This is a genomic window from Paraburkholderia oxyphila NBRC 105797, assembly GCF_000685075.1.
GTDB lineage: Bacteria > Pseudomonadota > Gammaproteobacteria > Burkholderiales > Burkholderiaceae > Paraburkholderia > Paraburkholderia oxyphila.
Genome location: NZ_BAYD01000039.1, coordinates 39,437 through 58,205 on the forward strand (window position 1 = coordinate 39,437; position 18,769 = coordinate 58,205).

Annotated in this window: 17 protein-coding genes; 16 read left to right on the top strand and 1 reads right to left on the bottom strand. The window is 62.3% G+C overall.

The genetic code is table 11. The features are described 5' to 3' along the window. The first annotated feature begins 74 nt into the window (after positions 1 to 74). From BO1_RS23355 to BO1_RS23425, 15 genes are all read left to right on the top strand, one after another. Positions 75 to 839 (top strand): SDR family NAD(P)-dependent oxidoreductase, encoded by a 765-nt coding sequence (locus tag BO1_RS23355; RefSeq protein WP_028219622.1) that lies wholly within the window; start codon positions 75 to 77, stop codon positions 837 to 839. Positions 840 to 1,262: 423 nt separating this feature from the next. Beyond that, entirely contained in the window at positions 1,263 to 1,568 is a 306-nt protein-coding gene (locus BO1_RS23360; protein WP_028219623.1) for a non-heme iron oxygenase ferredoxin subunit, read from the top strand. A 14-nt stretch (positions 1,569 to 1,582) separates the two neighbouring features. Further along, entirely contained in the window at positions 1,583 to 2,806 is a 1,224-nt protein-coding gene (locus BO1_RS23365; protein ID WP_028219624.1) for an NAD(P)/FAD-dependent oxidoreductase, read from the top strand. A 16-nt stretch (positions 2,807 to 2,822) separates the two neighbouring features. Then, on the top strand, positions 2,823 to 4,115 hold the full coding sequence (locus BO1_RS23370; protein ID WP_028219625.1) for an aromatic ring-hydroxylating dioxygenase subunit alpha: 1,293 nt from the start codon (positions 2,823 to 2,825) through the stop codon (positions 4,113 to 4,115). Continuing rightward, positions 4,116 to 4,625 (top strand): aromatic-ring-hydroxylating dioxygenase subunit beta, encoded by a 510-nt coding sequence (locus tag BO1_RS23375; RefSeq protein ID WP_043286074.1) that lies wholly within the window; start codon positions 4,116 to 4,118, stop codon positions 4,623 to 4,625. A 30-nt stretch (positions 4,626 to 4,655) separates the two neighbouring features. Beyond that, entirely contained in the window at positions 4,656 to 7,064 is a 2,409-nt protein-coding gene (locus BO1_RS23380; RefSeq protein WP_028219627.1) for a xanthine dehydrogenase family protein molybdopterin-binding subunit, read from the top strand. After that, complete coding sequence (locus BO1_RS23385) at positions 7,061 to 7,900, top strand: FAD binding domain-containing protein (protein ID WP_028219628.1); 840 nt, start codon at positions 7,061 to 7,063, stop codon at positions 7,898 to 7,900. Before BO1_RS23380 ends, BO1_RS23385 begins: the two co-directional genes overlap by 4 nt. 12 nt (positions 7,901 to 7,912) lie before the next feature. After that, positions 7,913 to 9,115 (top strand): xanthine dehydrogenase family Fe-S subunit, encoded by a 1,203-nt coding sequence (locus BO1_RS23390; RefSeq protein ID WP_028219629.1) that lies wholly within the window; start codon positions 7,913 to 7,915, stop codon positions 9,113 to 9,115. 76 nt (positions 9,116 to 9,191) lie between these two features. Continuing rightward, the gene (locus BO1_RS23395) at positions 9,192 to 10,157 is read left to right on the top strand and encodes an amidohydrolase family protein (protein ID WP_028219630.1); all 966 of its coding nucleotides are present in this window, start codon (positions 9,192 to 9,194) and stop codon (positions 10,155 to 10,157) included. A gap of 48 nt (positions 10,158 to 10,205) precedes the next feature. Beyond that, positions 10,206 to 10,958, top strand: a complete 753-nt coding sequence (locus BO1_RS23400) for a maleate cis-trans isomerase family protein (RefSeq protein WP_028219631.1) — start codon at positions 10,206 to 10,208, stop codon at positions 10,956 to 10,958. A 35-nt stretch (positions 10,959 to 10,993) separates the two neighbouring features. Then, positions 10,994 to 11,848, top strand: coding sequence for an alpha/beta fold hydrolase (locus BO1_RS23405; protein ID WP_043286078.1), 855 nt, complete (start codon positions 10,994 to 10,996; stop codon positions 11,846 to 11,848). A 22-nt stretch (positions 11,849 to 11,870) separates the two neighbouring features. Then, on the top strand, positions 11,871 to 12,905 hold the full coding sequence (locus tag BO1_RS23410) for a M29 family metallopeptidase (protein WP_028219633.1): 1,035 nt from the start codon (positions 11,871 to 11,873) through the stop codon (positions 12,903 to 12,905). A 9-nt stretch (positions 12,906 to 12,914) separates the two neighbouring features. Then, the gene (locus BO1_RS23415) at positions 12,915 to 13,538 is read left to right on the top strand and encodes an N-carbamoylsarcosine amidohydrolase (RefSeq protein WP_028219634.1); all 624 of its coding nucleotides are present in this window, start codon (positions 12,915 to 12,917) and stop codon (positions 13,536 to 13,538) included. A 142-nt stretch (positions 13,539 to 13,680) separates the two neighbouring features. Continuing rightward, the gene (locus BO1_RS23420; RefSeq protein WP_028219635.1) at positions 13,681 to 15,276 is read left to right on the top strand and encodes an MFS transporter; all 1,596 of its coding nucleotides are present in this window, start codon (positions 13,681 to 13,683) and stop codon (positions 15,274 to 15,276) included. Positions 15,277 to 15,363: 87 nt separating this feature from the next. After that, complete coding sequence (locus BO1_RS23425; RefSeq protein ID WP_052409566.1) at positions 15,364 to 16,455, top strand: porin; 1,092 nt, start codon at positions 15,364 to 15,366, stop codon at positions 16,453 to 16,455. A 20-nt stretch (positions 16,456 to 16,475) separates the two neighbouring features. Here BO1_RS23425 and BO1_RS23430 read toward each other — a convergent pair whose 3' ends face one another. Next, positions 16,476 to 16,976 carry a MarR family winged helix-turn-helix transcriptional regulator gene (locus BO1_RS23430; protein WP_197732961.1) on the bottom strand — a complete coding sequence of 167 codons (501 nt, stop codon included), beginning with the start codon at positions 16,974 to 16,976 and terminating at the stop codon, positions 16,476 to 16,478. A gap of 385 nt (positions 16,977 to 17,361) precedes the next feature. Here BO1_RS23430 and BO1_RS23435 point away from each other — a divergent pair, with 385 nt between their 5' ends. After that, complete coding sequence (locus BO1_RS23435; protein ID WP_028219638.1) at positions 17,362 to 18,687, top strand: MFS transporter; 1,326 nt, start codon at positions 17,362 to 17,364, stop codon at positions 18,685 to 18,687. Positions 18,688 to 18,769 lie beyond the last annotated feature (82 nt).

Here is an 18,769-nt window from a genome sequence, read left to right on the forward strand (position 1 = left end):
GAGATGCGGGACATTCTTCAATAGCCGACATTCAACCGTTTTCCGCGATGACGCGGGAAACAGGAGCATCGAACGTGGTGAATCTGTTTGACCTCACAGCAAAAGTCGCCGTCGTAACGGCATCCACCAAGGGCATGGGCCTGGCTATTGCGCGAGCACTCGGCGCAGCGGGAGCGAAGCTCGTCATCTCTGGACGCACCCAGGAAACGGCCGATGCGGCCGCCGCGAAGTTGCGCGACGAAGACGGCTTCGAAGTCGCGGCATTCGCGTGCGATATCACGGACCCCGCGAGCGTGCAGCGTTTCGCGGCCGATGCGCTTGCCGCCTTCGGGCGCGTGGACGCGCTCGTGCTCAATGCGGCGGGCAATCCTCCCGCGGGCCCGATGCTGGGCCAGACGGCGGAGGAATTCGACAAGACCATGGCCGAAGGGGTGCGCGGCAGCTTCTCGCTTGTCCAGGCGCTCGCTCCGCAGATGGTCGAACGCAAATACGGCTCGATCGTCTTGATGTCGAGCCGCGCAGCGAAGCGCGGCACGGGTGTGCTCGGCCTGTACGGCATGGCCAAGGCGTCGATCGACCAGCTCGTGCGCAATCTGGCCGTCGAGCTCGGGCCGTCGAACATCAACGTCAACTCGATCAATCCGGGCGCGGTGCGCACGGACTTCTCGCGCATGCTTTGGGAGAACCCCGAGCGCGAGAAGATGACGGTTTCGACCATTCCGATGGGACGCATTGCCGAGCCTGAGGATGTGGCCGGCCTGGCGCTTCTGCTCGTGTCGGGCGCCGGCCACTATATCAATGGCCAGAGCATCAGCGTGGATGGTGGCGGTACGGCTTAAGGCCGCCTTGCGGCCATCCGCGTCGCCGGCGCCGGGGTCCACATCAATCACCCAATCGCCTTGTGGCAGGCCATGACAGGTCGTGCACGCACCCTGCGGCCTGTTCGGCGATAAATCCGCGATACAGCATCGGCAAGTTTGCCGTGCGTGAGTCTGGTACGCGTGATGTATTCGCGCACCAGACTCACGCACGGCGCTGATCCCGCCCGAATGCCAGATAAAGATCGAACAAGCGCCCACTGTGCCGTCTGCCGCCTCATCAAGCCAGCGCGGCCACGCGAACCTGTCTCCCGCCTCGATTGCTGCCCACCGGTCCGTAGACCGGTCGGGTAAACCTTTAATTTTGAAAAGATTGACGCCACCAGCGGATGTGCTTACGATCCATTTCGTCAGCATACTGATCAATTTGGCGGAGCAGCTCAAATGGCACTCGTATTTGCGGCGAACCTTTCGGAGCTCGTGGAAGACGAGCCGCTTCCGGTGAGGCTGGGCGAAGAGCACATCGCCCTGTATCTGCTCGATGGCGAAGTGCGTGCAACGCACAACGTTTGCACGCACCAGTTCGCCTTGCTGAGCGACGGTTATATGGAGGACGGCTGCATCGAGTGTCCTCTGCACCAGGGCAAGTTCGATATCAGGACGGGCGCCGCGGTTTGTGCGCCTGTCACCCAGCCGATCCGCGTGTACCCGGTCCATGTCGAGGGCGACGCGATCATGGTCGATCTCTGATGAGCGGCGAAGCCATGGACGATACGATTCTGGTCGTGGGTGGAGGGCAGGCGGGCGGGTGTGCTGCACAAGCGCTGCGTGCCGGCGGCTTCGAGGGGCGCGTGATCATCGTGGGGAATGAAAGCTGGCGGCCCTACGAGCGCCCCCCACTATCGAAGGACGTTCTTCTCGCGACTGACGATACCGATTGCTTCAAGGGTTGGCTCCACGAAGCGACGTTTTACGACGATGCGTCGGTGGAGCGCATCGTCGCCAACGTGACGCATCTCGACACCCATCGGCGCGTGGCCGTGCTCGGGAGCGGACGCGAACTGCGCTATGACCGCTGCTTGCTGGCGACCGGCGGCCGCGCGCGCGGTCTCGCTGGCGTGCAGCACGGCCCGCGTGTCGCATCGCTGCGCACGCTGGATGACGCCATGCGTTTGCGCAGCCTGATGGCTCGGGCGAAGTCTGTTGCGGTCGTCGGTGGCGGCTTTCTTGGCCTCGAGTTCGCAGCGAGCGCGCGTGCGCGCGGCCTGGAGGTGGTCGTCTTCGAGGCCGGTGCGCGTCTGCTTTCAAAGGCGATGCCGGCTGCGTTCTCCGGACAACTGCACGCCAAACATGAAGCGCATGGCGTGCGCATCGTCCTTGACGCGGGTTCAGTTCGTATAGCGGAGTCGGACTCGGCCGTCGTCGTGACGAGCGCCATCGGGACATCGTCGTTCGACTTTTGCGTGGTGGCGGTCGGGCAGGAGCCGAACGACGAGATTGCGCGTGCTTCGCGCATCGACGTAAGCAACGGCATCGTCGTTGACGAGTATTGCCGTACTTCGGCGCCATACGTGTATGCGGCCGGCGATTGCGCCAATTTTCCGCTTGGCGCGGCGGCTCGCGCGACGCGGCTCGAATCGTGGCAGAACGCGCAGGAGCAGGGGGTCGCGGCCGCCCGGAACATGTTGGGCGAGAGCTACGCGTATCGGCCCACGCCGTGGTTCTGGACGGACCAGTATGACTGGAACATCCAGATGCTTGGGATGCCGAACGAAAGCGTGGACCGCTGGATCGCCCGCCCGGGTGCCGGTGACAAGACGTTGCTCATCGGACTGCGCGAGAACGTTATCGTTTATGTGCTGGCGTTGAACCAGGGGGGCGAGTTGCGTGCGCTCAGGCGCCTCGTGGAACAGGCCGTGCGGGTGGAGCCGGACCAGCTTGCCGATATGAGCGTGAAGCTGCGCAAGCTCGAACAGCTCGCCCATTAAGTTTCTGGAGACAATTGTGTATTCATGTGAAACCATCATCGGTGGCGCCGCGGCTTCAGGCAAAAACGCGCCCGTCGACTCGCTCGCGTGGCCGGAAGAGGGCCTGCAAACCATCCCCGACTGGGTCTACACGAGCGAGTCGGTCTATGCACGCGAAGTCGAGCGCATCTTTCACGGGCGTACCTGGAACTTCGTCGCGCTGGAGGCCGAGGTGCCGAACGCGGGCGATTACAAGCGCTCATACGTCGGGCCGACTCCGGTGGTCGTGTCGCGTGCCGAAGACGGATCGATCAACGTGTTCGAAAACCGCTGCGCGCATCGCGGCGCGGAGTTTTGCCGCCACAGCAGGGGCAATAACAAAGAGTTCGTTTGTCCCTATCATCAATGGTCATATGACCTGAAGGGCAACTTGCAGGGCATTCCGTTCAAACGGGGTGTGAACCGGCAAGGGGGGATGCCCAAGGACTTCCGGAACGAGCAGCATGGACTGCGCAAGCTTGCTGTCGCCGCGCGCAACGGCGTGGTATTCGCATCGTTCGCGTCGGAGATGGAGTCGCTCGAGGCGTATCTGACGCCGGAGATCCTGAAGGACTTCGATGCCGTCTTCACGGGCAAGCCGTTGCGCATTCTCGGCTTCTACAAGAATGAGCTGCCATGCAACTGGAAGATGTATCACGAGAACCTGAAGGACCCCTATCACGCCACGCTGCTGCATTCGTTTCTGGTGGTCTTCGGCCTGCTCGTGGCGGGCAACCGCTCCGCGATGGTGGCCGACAGCAAGTACGGCATCCACGGCACGATGGCCTCGGCGAAGAGCGACACGCTCTACGCCAGCGTGGATGAGGACAAGAAGAAGGAAATGCGCTCGTTCCACGAGGGCATGACGCTGCGCGACGAACGCTTTCTTGAGTTCGTGAAGGAGTTCGACTCGGAGTGGTCGGTCACCATGCAGACGATCTGGCCGAACCTGATCGTGCAGCGCGAGATGAACACCCTGGGTGTGCGCCATATCGTGCCGAATGGCCCGAACAGCATGGTCATGCTCTGGACCATGTTCGGCTATGAAGACGATTCGGACGAGATGACCCGGCACCGCCTGCGCCAGGGCAACCTGATGGGCCCCTCGGGCTTTCTCGGCCTTGAGGACAACGAGGCGATGAAGTTCGTGCAGGAAGGCGTGCGCCGTTCCGTGACCGACCGCAGCATCATCCGCCTCGACGGCGACAAGGTCGGCACCGCAGACAATCTGATCTCGGAAGCCGCCATTCGGGCGATGTACAAGCACTATCGTGAAGTCATGGGGTTCTAGATGCTGCCAGGTTTCGAAAAAAAGGCCATTGCGTACGACAAGGCGCTGATCGCACGCGCAGCCGTCGAGGATTTCCATGCCGAATATTGCGCCGCGCTGGATGGGGGCGACATCGAGCGCTGGCCCGAATTCTTCACGGAGGGCTGCCTGTACCGCGTGACCGAATACGAGAACGCGGCGCGCGGGTTGCCGGTCGGTCTCGTGTATGCGGAGGGCCGCGACATGCTCCATGATCGCGCGGTAGCGATTGCCCGCACGCAGATGTTCGCGCCGCGGCAAATGCTGCATTTCGTCTCGAACGTCCGGATTCTCGATGCCAACGACGAAGAGATCGTTGCGCAGAGCAACTATATGTTGCTGCAGACCCTTGTAGAAGGCGCCACCACGCTGCATCAGGCTGGACGCCTTTTTGATCGCTTCGCACGCCGTGGTAACGTCCTGCTGCTCAAGGAACGTCAGGCGGTGTATGACACGGCGGTGATCGCGAACGACCTGGCGTATCCGGTCTGAGCATCGGCGCATGGAAATGGGAGAAACGCGATGAGCATGACCGAGCACCCTGAAGCACCGGTCGAGAGCGGTGGCGTCGGCGCCCGCGTGAGGCGTCGCGAGGACGAGCGCCATTTGCACGGCAAGGGGCGCTTCGTGGCGGACTACACGTTCCCCGACCTGCAGGAGGTGGCGTTTCTGCGCAGCCCGGTTGCGCATGCGCGTATCTTGCACATCGGCAAGCCGCAGCGTTACGCGGATCAAATCATCGTGCGCGGGGATATGCAAGGCGCGGCGGACATCGTCGCCGATTCGAGCTTGCCGTCGTACAAGCCGTCCGCGCATCCGCCGCTCGCTGCGGAGAAGGTGCGATTCGTTGGCGAGCCTGTCGCGATGTGCTTTGCGAAAACGCGTGCACAAGCCGAGGATATTGCGGAAGAGGTCGAGCTGGATCTCGATGAACTGCCTGCGTTTGCCAACGCCTTCACGGCGCGTGAACGAACCGATGTGCGCGTGCATGAGCATTGGACCGACAATCTGTTCCTCGATCTGATCGCCGACATCGACTTCGATGCGCGCGCGAAGGACGCACCGGTCGTCGTCAAGCAGAAGGTGGATCTCGCGCGTCAATGCATGGTGCCCATGGAGGGCAAAGCCGTGCTGGCGTACTGGGATCATCCGCAGTCGCAGCTCGTCGTGATCACGTCGACGCAAGTGCCGCACATGATACGCACGGTGCTTGCGCAGTGCCTCGGCATCGATCATGCGCAGGTGCGCGTGATTTCGCCGGATGTGGGCGGCGCGTTCGGCTACAAGTGCGTGCTGCAGCAGGAGGAGCTGTGCATTGCGTGGCTGGCGCTGACGTTCAAGAAGCCCTTCCGCTTTATTGAAGACCGGCGCGAGCATCTGATCGCGGGCGCCAATACCCGGCAGCATCACTATGAGCTCACCGCCTATGCCGATAAAAGCGGCCGCCTGCTCGCGCTCGATGCCCAACTGCTGATCGACGGTGGCGCCTATTCGGCGTGGCCTTTCACCATTGGGCTGGAAACGGGGCAGGCGCTCGGCAATCTGCCGGGGCCGTACGACTTCAGAGGGTATCGATGCCGTACCCAATGCGCCGCGACGAACAAGCCGGGCTTTCTGCCGTATCGCGGCGTGGCGCGCACGGGCGTGTGCTTTGCCATCGAACTGACGATGGACGCGATCGCGCGTGCCGTTGGCCGCGAAGCGTGGGAAGTGCGCCACGACAACCTCGTGCGCGGCGCCGACATGCCGTACACGAACGTGGTCAAGAAGCACTACGACAGCGGCGACTTCCAGGAAAGCCTGAAGCGGGCGGTCGAGCAACTGGACGTCGACAAATGGCGCCGGCGTCAGCAGGCCGGCGAGCCGGACGGGCGTTTGATCGGCATTGGCTTCGCGACCTTTACCGAGCAATCGGCGCACGGCACGTCCGTGTTCGCTTCGTGGGGCTTGCCCGTGGTGCCCGGCTACGACCTCGCGACGGTCCGCGTCACGGCGGATGGCGGCCTCGAGTTGCGTGCGGGCATTCATTCCCACGGACAGGGCATGGAAACGACGCTTGCGCAGATCGCCAATGAAGTGCTCGGCGTGCCCCTGCACAAGATCCGTCTCGTGCATGGCGATACTGCGCTTACGCCTTATTCGACTGGAACCTACGCATCGCGCAGCATTGTCATGGCAGGCGGCGCGGTGGCGGCGACCTGCCGCGAGCTGATTCCGCGCATTGTCAGCATCGGCGCGCATCTGCTGGGCGAGCCAGCCGATGCCGTGCGCTTCGAAGCCGGAGAAGTGATTGGCGCGAGTGGCCGCGTGCCGCTCGCCGATATCGCGGCCGCATGGTACCTGCGGCCCGAACGTTTGCCCGCAGGCGTCAATCTCGCGGGCCTGGAAGCTACCCAGGGATTCAAGCCCAAGGTTGATACCGGGGCCTTCAGTTATGCAACGCACGCGGCGGCTGTCGCTGTCGATGCGCGAACGGGCCATGTCGATATTCTCGAGTATGTGATCGTCGAGGATTGCGGCCGGATGATCAACCCGATGGTGGTCGAAGGGCAAACCATCGGCGGCACGGCGCAGGGCATCGGCACGGCATTTTATGAAGAGACGCTGTACGACGATAATGCGCAGCCGCTGACTTCCACGCTGGCGGACTACATGCTGCCGGGCCCGACCGAGTTACCGCCGCTCAAGATCATTCATATGGAAACGCCGTCGCCTTATACCGAGTTCGGTGCGAAGGGCGTGGGGGAAGGCGGGGCGATTGCGCCGCCGGCGGCGCTCTTCAATGCCGTCAATGACGCGTTGCATCCGCTTGGCGCCAGCGTCTCCGAAACGCCCTTGACGCCGCGCCGGCTGCTCGCCGCGATTGCGGCCGCGAAGCACGCAAATGCAGCCGACGTCAAGCAGGATCTGACTGACGAGGTGGTGCAATGAAGGCCGCCGCATTCGACTATGTGATGGCACAGACGCTGCCTGAGGCACTTGCGGCGCTAGGTGGACCAACGGCCGGCACCAAGCCCATTGCCGGGAGTCAGTCGATGGGCCCGATGCTGAATCTGCGGCTCGCGCGTCCTCGCCAGGTGATCGACGTTTCGCGCATTCCTGATTTACGTTCGGTGTCCGAAGCGGGGGATGCGATCCGGGTCGGCGCGGCTGTTACGCACGCGGAGATCGAGGACGGGCGGCATCCCTTGTTGCGCCATCCCTACCTTCAGTTCGTGGCCGGAGGGATCGCGTATCGTGCGATCCGCAATCGCGGCACGATCGGAGGCAGTCTCGCGCATGCCGATCCCGCCGCCGACTGGCCGCTCGCCTTGTCGGCACTCGATGCACGGATCGAGCTGGTCAGGAGCGGCGGCACGCGCATCGTGCGTGCCGCGGACTTCATGCTGGGCGCGTTCACCACGCTGCTCGAAGAAGGCGAAATGATTTCTGCCGTGCTGTTGCCGAAGCTGGGTTCGTCGCTGCGATGGGGCTATTACAAGCTCTGCCGTAAAACCGGGGAATTCGCGCATGCGAGCGCCGCGGCCGCGTTCGATGCGCGCGCGGGCCTTGCACGCGTCGTGCTCGGCGCCCTGGATGGGCCGCCCGTTGCGCTGGACGATCTCGCGCAACACATCGCGCAACAGGGCGCGGACGCCGCGGCACCGGAAGCACTGGAAAACGCAGTGGCCCGCGCGATGCCCAATGCGGACGCAATCGATCGCGCGATGCATGCCGCGACGCTTGAACGCTGCTTGCAGCAGGCGTTCGGCGTATCTAACAGGTAGACGAGGGTTTTTATGTCGGTAATCGAACTGACTGTCAACGACCTGCCCGTACGCAGCGAGATCGAGCCGCGCGTGCATCTGGGCGATTTTCTGCGTGACGAGCAGCATCTGACCGGTACGCATCTGGGCTGCGAGCATGGCGTCTGCGGCGCCTGCACCGTGCTGGTCGACGACCAGCCCGTACGCTCGTGCATCACGTTTGCCGTCGCATGCAACCGTCAGCAGGTACGCACGATCGAAGGATTCGGCGACGACGAGCTCATGGCGCGTCTGCGCCGTTCTTTTTCACAGCATCATGCGCTGCAATGCGGCTACTGCACGCCTGGCATGCTGATCACCGCGCGAGACATCGTGCAGCGCTATCCGGACGCCGACGAGGCCCGGATCCGCCTCGAATTGTCGGGCAATCTGTGCCGTTGCACGGGTTACATGGGCATTGTGGCGGCGATCAAGGCGGTGCTCGCCGACTTGAAGATCCATCCGCTCGCACAGGCGCCGGAAGCGGCGGCCGCTCCGGCCGCCCATGTCGCTCCGGCAGTACCTCAGAGCCACACCTTTGAGACTTTCACCGCCGCTCCCGCTGTGCCCGCTGCGCCATCGACTCCAGCGGCAATCACTACAGGATCGAGTGACCAGGCAAGCGCGCAGCGAAAAGGCTGGACCGCGATCGACGACAGTTTTGTCGTGCCGTTTCCGCTCGAGAAGGTGTGGGCTTTCATGGGCGATCTGCCCTCCGTTACAGCCTGTCTTCCCGGCGCCGAGCTGACGGAGCACGACGACGAAGCGGTGAAGGGGAAAATCGCGATCAAGTTCGGCCCGATGTCGGCTAATTTCGCGGGCGCGGCGCGTCTCGAACGTGACGATGCCGCGCATCGTGCCGTCATGCGCGGGGCAGGGCAGGACAACATCAGCCGCTCCCGCGCGAATGGCGATGTCACGTATGCGTTGAGCCCCGAAGCCAGCGGCACCAGCACGCGCGTGGCCGTCACGCTCGAATACATGCTACAGGGACCCCTCGCGCAGTTCTCGCGTTCGGGGCTCGTCAAGGACTTTGTGCGGCGGATGATCGCCGACTTTGGCTCACGCATTACGGCACAACTTGGCGGCAGCGACGCGCCGCAGGCGAGCCCGGCGTCCCAGAAGTTCAACATGGGCAGTCTGATCTGGAGTGTGGTCTGGGGCCGTATTGCGCGGCTGTTTGGCAAGCGGGGTTAGCCGATAGCGCACACCGGGTTTACTCCCGGATTTCGCAAACCTATTTCGTCAGTACGCTGATTATATGGAACGTGACATGACCCACCGGATTCGCAAGATCGCGCTGGAAGAACATTTTTCGGCGCCAGGATTCCAGAGCTACTCGAAGAGTTTCACGCAGCATATTGCGCCCGAGGTCTTGCGCGACCTTGCTGCGCGTCTAACTGACTTCAACGAACAGCGCCTCGATGAAATGGATCGCGCGGGCATCGCCTATACGATCCTCTCGCAGACGGGGCCGAGCGTTCAGGGCGAACCCGATCCCGCGGTGGCGATTGCGCGTGCGAGAGAGAACAACGATTTCCTTGCCCGGCAGATTGCGCGCCATCCCGCGCGCTTCGGCGGATTCGCCACGTTGCCGATGCACAGCCCGGAGGCGGCGTCGGTAGAGTTGACGCGCGCCGTGCGTGAACTCGGCTTCAAGGGCGCGCTCGTCAACGGCCATACATTCGGCACGTATTACGACGACCCTGCCTACGACGCGTTCTGGGCGACGCTGCAGGAACTCGACGTGCCGTTCTACCTGCACCCGGCAGACGCATGCGTGAACCCGCGCGTGCTCGACGGCCACCCGGAACTCACGGGGGCGACATGGGGCTGGGGCGTCGAAACAGCAAGCCATGCGCTGCGTCTGTTATTCGGGGGCGTTTTCGACCGCTTCCCGAACGTGAAGCTGATTCTGGGCCACATGGGCGAAGGGCTGCCGTTCCTGCGCTGGCGCTTCGATAGCCGCTTTGCGGCCTACCCGTATGGCGTGGTGCTGGCGCGCGCGCCGTCGGCCTACATCGGCACCAATATCGTGATCACGACGTCGGGTGTGTGCTCTGCGCCGGCGCTGCTCGGCGCGATCGGTGAGATGGGCCCGCAAGCCGTGTTGTTCTCCGTTGACTACCCGTACGAATCGACGGCGATTGCAGCGGATTTCATCGAACAGGCGCCGCTCGACGAGGCGGTCCGCGAGCTCGTCTGCTATCGCAACGCAGAGCGCCTGTTCAGGCTTTGACGCGCCGGTGCACGAGCCTTCTTTCTAACCTCACTGAAGCAGGTTGATATGTACAAGACTTTTCGGATTGGCCAGATCGTGCCGAGCTCGAATACGACGATGGAAACGGAAATCCCGGCGATGCTGATGGCGCGCCAGTCCATTCGTCCCGAGCGGTTCACGTTCCATTCGAGCCGGATGCGCATGAAGAAAGTGGTCAAGGAAGAACTCGCCGCGATGGATGCCGAGTCGGACCGCTGCGCCATGGAACTCAGCGATGCGCGCGTCGACGTGCTGGGCTACGCGTGTCTCGTTGCGATCATGGCCATGGGGCACGGCTATCACCGCGTGTCGCAGGAGCGTCTGCGCGGGCGCACCGTAGAAAACGGCGGGGCCGCACCGGTCATCACCAGTGCGGGCGCGCTTGTCGATGCACTCAAGGTGATCGGCGCCCGGCGCATCGTGGTGGTCGCGCCGTACATGAAGCCGCTCACGGAGCTGGTGGTCGACTACATCCGCAACGAAGGCTACGAGGTGCTGGACTATCGCGCGCTCGAGATCCCGGACAACCTGGAGGTGGGGCGTCATGACCCGGGCCTGCTGCCGGGCATCGTGGCGCAGATGGACACGCAACACGCCGACGCCATCGTTCTTTCGGCGTGTGTACAGATGCCGTCACTGCCTGCTGTTGCGAAGGTGGAGGCGATGACGGGCAAGCCGGTGATCACCGCCTCGATCGCCACGACCTACGCGATGCTCAAGCAACTGGGGCTGGAAGCGGTGGTGCCGGGTGCGGGTGCGCTGCTTTCGGGCGCTTACTGAACACGCCATCGATTGATACCGGAGCGGAGAACCCTATGAGCCTGCGTTCAACTTTCCTGTATGGCGGCAACGTTCATGCGAACGGGATCCGTCAACACTATCTGCGCTTCGGCGGGACAGAGGCCGGGCGAAGCGGGCGCGATCCCGTGATCATCGTGCCGGGCATCACCAGCCCCGCTGTGACATGGGGCTTCGTCGGCGAGCACTTCGGCCAGGCGTTCGACACCTACGTGCTCGACGTGCGCGGGCGTGGCCTGTCGTCGTCCTCCAACGACCTCGATTACAGCCTCGATGCACAGGCGGCAGACCTCATCGCCTTCGCGCAAGCGCTGAATCTGGAGCGCTATAGCGTGGCGGGTCATTCAATGGGCGGACGCATCGGCATGCGTGCGGCGCGCGCAAAGCCGGCTGGACTCGCGCGGCTGGCGATGATCGATCCCCCGGTGTCCGGGCCCGGGCGGCGCGCCTATCCGGCGCAGCTTCCCTGGTACATCGATTCGATCCGGCAAGCGAGCGGCGGCATGGACGCCGAGGCCATGCGCGCGTACTGCCCAACCTGGACCGACGAACAATTGAAACTGCGCGCCGAGTGGCTGCATACCTGCAATGAGCGTGCGGTCCGTACCAGCTTCGAAGGCTTCCATACAGACGACGTGCACGCGGACCTCGCGCAGCTGGCCATTCCTCTGCTGCTGATCACGGCCGCCCGCGGCGACGTCGTTCGCGACGCGGACGTGGAAGCGATGCGCGCGCTCGCCCCGCAACTGCAGGACACGCGAGTGCCGGATGCCGGCCACATGATTCCGTGGGACAACGCGCCCGGATTCTATCGCGCATTCGGCGATTTTCTTGGCGTGGCGCTTCCGTCTTCGTCAGCCATTGTTTGCTGATTCACACAATCAAGGAGGCGAGATGCCTGTTAGTGACTTCCAGATGGTCGAAGCGTGGACGAAGGTCCTCAAGCTATCGCGGCTCGAACCCCGGCAGAACGTCACGATTTTGACCAGCTCGGCCACACATCCGCAGACGCTCGCGACCGCGCTGATTGCAACCCAGTCGATGGGCGCGGTCGTGAACCGGCTCGATCTGCCGCCCGTCAATGGCGAGAAGGCCCTGAGCCGCGATTCGCTGGCTTATTTGGGCACGACGCCGCTGACCGGAAACCGGGCCGCCATTGCGGCGCTCAAGGAAAGCGACCTCGTGCTCGACCTGATGACGTTGCTGTTTTCGCCGGAGCAACTCGATATCCTGAAGACCGGAACGAAGATTCTGCTCGCCGTCGAGCCCCCCGAAGTGCTGACGCGGCTCGTGCCCACCGAGGCGGATCGCGAGCGCGTACTGGCCGCGCGAGCGCGCATTGCGCGGGCGAAAGAGATGCGCATCGTTTCCGGGGCAGGCACGGATTTTCGCTGCCCGCTCGGTGAATTCGAGCCGATCGCGGAATATGGTTATGTGGATGAGCCCGGACGGTGGGACCACTGGCCAAGCGGTTTCGCATTGACGTTCCCGAACGAGGGCGGCGCACACGGGCGTATCGTGATCGATCGCGGGGATATTCTGCTGCCGCAAAAGTGTTACGTGAACGCCCCGATCGCATTGACCGTCGAGCAGGGCTTCGCCACGCGCATCGAAGGCGCGATCGACGCGCAGTTACTGTCCGAATACATGGCCAGCTTCAACGATCCCGAGGCCTACGCGATCTCGCATATTGGCTGGGGGCTGCAACCGCGTGCCCACTGGTCGACGCTCGGGCTCTACGACCGCGAGGCGACCATCGGGATGGATGCGCGTGCCTTCGAGGGCAATTTTCTGTTCTCTCTCGGGCCCAACAACGAGGCCGGCGGAAAACGCACGACCACCTGCCACATCGACATTCCTCTGCGGCACTGCGACGTCTACCTCGACGGCGAGGCAGTCGTGCGCAATGGCGTGGTACTCGACCGATAGGAGCAACCTATGCCCAGCGATATCGACACCTACCAGCGCCAAAGCTTCGGGACGCCATTACAGCCGAAGGGGCAGGCAGGGCTGCTCATCATCGACTTCGTCAACGGCTTCGCCGATCCGGCCGTGTTTGGCGGCGGCAACATTGCGCAGGCGATTGCCAATACGGTGCCGCTCCTCGCGCATGCCCGAGAACAGGGCTGGCCGATCGCGCATACGCGCATCGTCTTTGCCGACGACGACTCGGACGAAAACATATTCACACTGAAGGTTCCTGGCTTGCTCACGTTGAAGGAGCACGCACACAACAGCGCGATCGTGCCGCAATTGACGCCTCGCGAAGGGGAACTCGTGGTGCGAAAAACGGTGCCTTCGGCGTTCTTCGGGACCTCGTTGGCCGCGTGGCTCGCGCAGCGTGGCGTGCAAACGCTGGTGGTGGCGGGGGCGGTGACAAGCGGTTGCGTGCGCTCGAGCGTCGTGGATGCCATGCAGTATGGCTTTCGGCCTTTCGTGTTGTCGGATTGTGTCGGCGATCGCGCCATCGCGCCGCACGATGCCAATCTGTTCGATATGGCGCAGAAGTATGCTGCCGTGATGCCGTGCGACGAAGCGCTCGACATGCTCGCGGCGCGATAGCAGGTAACAAGGAGCGGGCGCGTGAAACGTCGCGCGTTCGCTCCAGTGTCATGTCGTGAGGCGATTTCCGGCGATATGGACTCGCCGCTATTAATCAGTATAACTATTAAATATAAGGCCATCGTGCCTGCATGGAGAGACAATGGATATCCCCAGGTCGGCGTCCTCGGCGCGCCCTGTCACCCGGCACGAGTTGACGCTGATCGTCGCGTCCTCGTTTGGCGCACTGCTCGAATGGTACGACTTTTATATCTACGCCGCGCTAGCTGGCACGTTCAGTACGTTGTTTTTCCCCAGCGGCAATGAAACCACGGCATTTCTGGCCAGTCTCGCCACGTTCGGCGCCGGGTTTCTTGTTCGTCCGCTCGGTGCGTTGTTTTTCGGCCGGCTCGGCGACAGGATTGGCCGCAAATACACCTTCATGGCCACCATCGTTCTGATGGGCATGGCGACCGTCGGTGTCGGGCTGCTGCCGCCTTTCACGAAAATCGGCATGCTCGCGCCGCTATTGCTCGTCGTGCTGCGACTGATGCAAGGCTTCGCGCTGGGAGGGGAAACGGGCGGCGCGGCGACTTACCTGGCCGAACACTCACCTGCGCACCGCCGCGGCTTTTACACCAGTTCTTTGCAGACTACGGCAACCCTGGGTCTGCTGACCTCGATCGCCGTAGTGAGCGCCAGTCGGGCGTTGATGGACAGCGCTGCGTTTCAGGAGTGGGGCTGGCGCGTGCCGTTCCTGGTATCGCTGATCTTGCTTCTGATCTCGGTCTATCTTCGCACCAGGCTGGCCGAATCGCCGACATTTCAGGCAATGAAACACGCGGGCACGTTGTCGAAGTCTCCGATTAGCGAGAGCTTTGGCAAGTGGGAGAACCTCAAGTATGTGCTCATCATGCTGTTTAGCACCGCGTCGGGTGTCGGGGTCGTGTTTGGGACCGGCCACTTCTACACGATGTATTTTCTGCAGAATACGTTGAAGGTCGCGCCCAACACCGTCAATCTTTACCTCTCCATTGCGCTGATCGGTGTCTTCCCGTTCTATCTGCTCTTCGGATGGCTTTCCGACCGTATCGGCCGCAAGTGGATCATGATGAGCGCCTGTCTGTTGCTGATGCTCACGACGCAGCCGATCTTTCACGCGCTGACCCATTACGCGAATCCCGAACTGGAAGCGTTCCAGCAACGCTCGCCCGTGGTTGTCCATGCCGATGATTGCCGCTTTTCGCTGTTTGGCGCGCCGAAGTCCGAGTGCGACCGTATTCGCGCATTGCTGACTGCATCGGGGGTTTCGTACCAGCGGGTCCCGCTGCAAGCGGGTCAAACCACCGCAACCACCATCGGCGGTTTGACTGTGCATGGGGCCGACCAGCAAGCCCTGGAGCATGCGCTGCTGGCGGCCGGCTGGGTGCAACACGCCGATCCCGAGCGGATCAACGCCCCCATGGTCGTGTTCCTCATGTGGGTGCTGATCATGTATCTGGCGATGATCTACGGACCCATGGCCGCGTTCATGGTCGAACTGTTCCCCGCGAGGATCCGCTATACGTCGCTGTCACTCCCGTTCCATGTCGGATCCGGATGGTTTGGCGGGATGCTGCCGTTTGTGGTTTCGGCGATGGCGGTGGCGAAGGGGAACGTCTACTTCGGCCTTTGGTACCCCGTAGTCGTCGCGGGTATCTCGCTGATCGTCGGTGTCGCTTTTGTCCCGGAAACCTGCCACCGGGACATATCGAAGTAACTGAAAGCGCTCACTTCAATCAGGAAGTTTCTCCCTGTGCGTTCGCACAGGGAGGCCTTCTTGCGACCTCTCGAACAGGGATTCGAAATGAAAATGTCATGGGCCGCAGCTGCGACGGCATGGACTTTCGTGGCCGCCGCATCCGTGCATGCGCAGTCTTCCGTGCAACTCTGGGGGGCGCTGGACGCGGGCATTACGATGGTGACCAATGCGAAAGGTGGCCACGCCTACACGATGGACAACGGCATCGCGACGCCCAACCTGTGGGGCCTGCGGGGCACAGAAGACCTCGGTGGCGGCAATAAGGCGATATTCGAACTGATCGACCAGTTCAATCTCGGTACGGGCGCCATTTTTCCGACCAATGGCGGCGGACTTTTTGGTCGAAATGCTTATGTGGGGCTTGCGAATGACCGCTACGGGAAGCTGACGCTCGGCGAGCAGTACGATTTCATGATCGACTCGTTGCTGCGCTTCGACAATTCGATCTCCATCGCGGGACTCTATGGTTTCAGACAGGGGCCGTTTTCCGCGCTTGGCATTCCTGGCAACTCAACCGGGAGCTCGAACTTCGATCGCATGTCCGGCACCGCCATGCCGAACTCGGTCAAATACACGACGCCCACCTGGTACGGACTGTCGGCCGGGGCGCAATACGGCTTTGGTGGCGCCGCGGGCTCGGTGGCGCGCAATGACGGCAACAGCTTCGGCGTCAATTATTCCAATGGCCCGGTTTCCGTCGGCGCGGCGTACACGTATCAGCGCTACGCGCAACTCTCGGACGGTATAGGCGGGATACGCAACTTCGGCGCCGGTGCGGAGTACCGGTTCGGTCTGTCCGGCATTAACGTGCTGTACACGAACACGAAAAACACGGCAAACAACGCGACGATCAACGTGTACCTGATCGGCGCGCACTATCAGGCGACGCCGGCTTTATCGGTGGGTGGCGACTACGAACTGATGAAAGGCAATGCGGTGCTCGCCGGCAACAAGGCCAACCAGTTTGCACTGGGCCTGCGTTACGCGCTGTCGAAAGCTACCTTGCTGTACACGGAAGCGGTGTACCAGAAGGTGAGCGGGGAGCACGATCCCCAGGCGTGGATCATGGCGGTATCGAGCGCATCGAGCAACGACAAGCAACTGCTCGCGCGGGTGGGAATCCTGCATCGCTTCTGATGGCGCACGCCAGTGGACTTTCAGTCGAAATGTTTCAGCGATGTACGTCCGTACTGGTTATTGCCTTCGACCAGCAGCATCATCATGCGAACGAACTCGGCGCGCTCTTTTGGATCCAGCGGGGCAAGAAACCGGACTTGGGCTTCGCGCATGCTCTCGTACATCTCGTTCATGACACGACGTCCTTTGGTGGTGATATTGGCGATCTTCTGGCGCCCGTCGGCGGGACTCGGCTCGCGCTTGACGAGCCCACGTTCCTCGAGCCGGCGCAACACATCGGCCATCGTTGTGCGGTCGACACCGACTTCGGCGCACAGGGAGGTCTGGTCGAGTCCCGGCCGCTCACTCAGGGTGGTCAACAGGCCGTATTGAACCGGTGTGATTTCGAAGCCCTTGCAGCACTCGAAGAACAGCGCGATATGAATCTGATTGAGACGGCGGATGAGAAAGCCAGGGCGCTGCCACAAATGCCCGGTTTCGATGGTGGCGCTGGCAGCTTTCGTATCGGCAACGGTGCCCATGTTCGACCTTTTGAAAAGCACTAACTATGCAAGTTTAACGGCGTCCTGCTCACCTGTCACAAACGTCGGTTCGAACAGGAGGCCGGCCTGTATCGGGACGACGAACGAATCAGGACAAACCCTCCCTTGAACACTCGACAAAGGATGTTGCGCACGGCATTTTTTCCGGATACAACGTAAACCGTCAGCGTACTGAATAATTGATGACGGAGCAAATCTTTTCCACCCCACGGTCCGAGTAGCCGCCGCTAACAAGAAAACGGCACTTCGCAACAAGATCGGGAACCTTGGGACTTTTGTCCTCATGTTCCACCCATATGATCAGTGTACTGATTATGTGAGGCGTGCGTCGGCCTCGGATTCAATCTGTGTTTGGAGATCAGCGATGAGTTCTACCCCTATCCGTACGGATCAGGCTGCCCTGGAAGGGCGCTCAATGAGCCGCAACGACATCAAGACCCTCTCGCTTGCGTCGCTGGGCGGCGCGCTCGAGTACTACGACTTCATCGTTGCCGTGTTCTTTACCAAGCTGCTTGCAACGGTATTTTTCCCGCCCCACACGCCGCCGTGGCTCGCGCAACTGGAGGTGTTCTGCATTTTCGCGGCCGGGTATCTGGTGCGCCCCATCGGCGGGATCTTCTTTGCGCACTTCGGCGACAGAATAGGCCGCAAGAAGATGTTTGCACTGAGCCTGTTCCTGATGGCCGCTCCCACGCTGCTAATCGGACTCTTGCCCAGCTATGCCACGTTCGGCCTCGGTGCGCCCTTGCTGTTCCTGCTATGCCGCGTGCTCCAGGGTTTGTCGGTCGGCGGTGAGGTGCCGGGGGCATGGATCTTCTGTGCGGAACATGTCCGGCGTGACCGGGTCGGTCTCGCATGCGGCCTGCTGATGTCGGGCTTGTGCACGGGCATCCTGCTTGGCGCATTGAGCGCGAAGTTTCTCATCGGCAATCTCGACGCAGACAGCCTCACGACATGGGGATGGCGTGTTCCTTTCATTGCCGGCGGTCTGTTCGGGTTGATCTCGGTTTATCTGCGCCGCTACTTGCAGGAAACGCCGGTGTTCGAGGCCCTTCGTGTGAAGCGTCAAGCCGACTCGCGGCTGCCGCTTTCGGTCGTGCTCACGCAGCATGGCAAGGCGGTGCTTGTCGGCCTGCTGGTTACGTGGGTGTTCTCGGGAATTTTCGTTCTCTATTTCCTTTACACGCCCACGCTTTTGCAGACGCAGTTTCACTTTGCGCCCAGGGAGGTGTTCACCAATAACTCGTGGTCGATACTCGGTCTGATTATGGGCAGCTCAGTGGCGGGCTGGGCCGCGGACAAGATCGGCGGCGGCCGCGCCTATGCGATCGGCAGCGCCGCGATGCTGGCCGTGAGTGTGGCCTTCTTCATGGCGCTTGCCGCGAAGAGCGCCGCGGTTTGGCCGCTTTATATCGCCGGAGGATTCATCATCGGCACGATCACGCTCGGGCCTTACATCATCGTCAAGTCGTTTCCGGCTGAAGTTCGCTTCACGGGCTTCGGGCTGTCGTACAACGTCGCCTATGCCGTGTTCGGCGGCACCGCGCCGGCGCTCGCGTCCTATCTCGTGGGCAAGCAGGGCATCGTGATGGCGCCGGCGTGGTATATCGCAGCACTGTCCGTGCTGGGGCTGCTGATCGGCGTGATCTGGCGTGCGCCGCATCACGCCGACCCTGTGGCAGCGCACTGATTCTGCTGCGCGGCCCGCACCGTTTCTGGGTCGCCATACGGGTGCGGGCCGTTTCACGGCGCCAGGTCATCTGTGCGCCGGC

Excerpts from the sequence above, each read along its gene's own strand:
- BO1_RS23360 (WP_028219623.1), top strand. The coding sequence starts at position 1,263 with ATGGCACTCGTATTTGCGGCGAACCTTTCGGAGCTCGTGGAAGACGAG.
- BO1_RS23365 (WP_028219624.1), top strand. The coding sequence starts at position 1,583 with ATGGACGATACGATTCTGGTCGTGGGTGGAGGGCAGGCGGGCGGGTGT.
- BO1_RS23375 (WP_043286074.1), top strand. The coding sequence starts at position 4,116 with ATGCTGCCAGGTTTCGAAAAAAAGGCCATTGCGTACGACAAGGCGCTG.
- BO1_RS23380 (WP_028219627.1), top strand. The coding sequence starts at position 4,656 with ATGAGCATGACCGAGCACCCTGAAGCACCGGTCGAGAGCGGTGGCGTC.
- BO1_RS23385 (WP_028219628.1), top strand. The coding sequence starts at position 7,061 with ATGAAGGCCGCCGCATTCGACTATGTGATGGCACAGACGCTGCCTGAG.
- BO1_RS23390 (WP_028219629.1), top strand. The coding sequence starts at position 7,913 with ATGTCGGTAATCGAACTGACTGTCAACGACCTGCCCGTACGCAGCGAG.
- BO1_RS23395 (WP_028219630.1), top strand. The coding sequence starts at position 9,192 with ATGACCCACCGGATTCGCAAGATCGCGCTGGAAGAACATTTTTCGGCG.
- BO1_RS23400 (WP_028219631.1), top strand. The coding sequence starts at position 10,206 with ATGTACAAGACTTTTCGGATTGGCCAGATCGTGCCGAGCTCGAATACG.
- BO1_RS23405 (WP_043286078.1), top strand. The coding sequence starts at position 10,994 with ATGAGCCTGCGTTCAACTTTCCTGTATGGCGGCAACGTTCATGCGAAC.
- BO1_RS23410 (WP_028219633.1), top strand. The coding sequence starts at position 11,871 with ATGCCTGTTAGTGACTTCCAGATGGTCGAAGCGTGGACGAAGGTCCTC.
- BO1_RS23415 (WP_028219634.1), top strand. The coding sequence starts at position 12,915 with ATGCCCAGCGATATCGACACCTACCAGCGCCAAAGCTTCGGGACGCCA.
- BO1_RS23420 (WP_028219635.1), top strand. The coding sequence starts at position 13,681 with ATGGATATCCCCAGGTCGGCGTCCTCGGCGCGCCCTGTCACCCGGCAC.
- BO1_RS23425 (WP_052409566.1), top strand. The coding sequence starts at position 15,364 with ATGAAAATGTCATGGGCCGCAGCTGCGACGGCATGGACTTTCGTGGCC.
- BO1_RS23430 (WP_197732961.1), bottom strand. The coding sequence starts at position 16,976 with ATGGGCACCGTTGCCGATACGAAAGCTGCCAGCGCCACCATCGAAACC.
- BO1_RS23435 (WP_028219638.1), top strand. The coding sequence starts at position 17,362 with ATGAGTTCTACCCCTATCCGTACGGATCAGGCTGCCCTGGAAGGGCGC.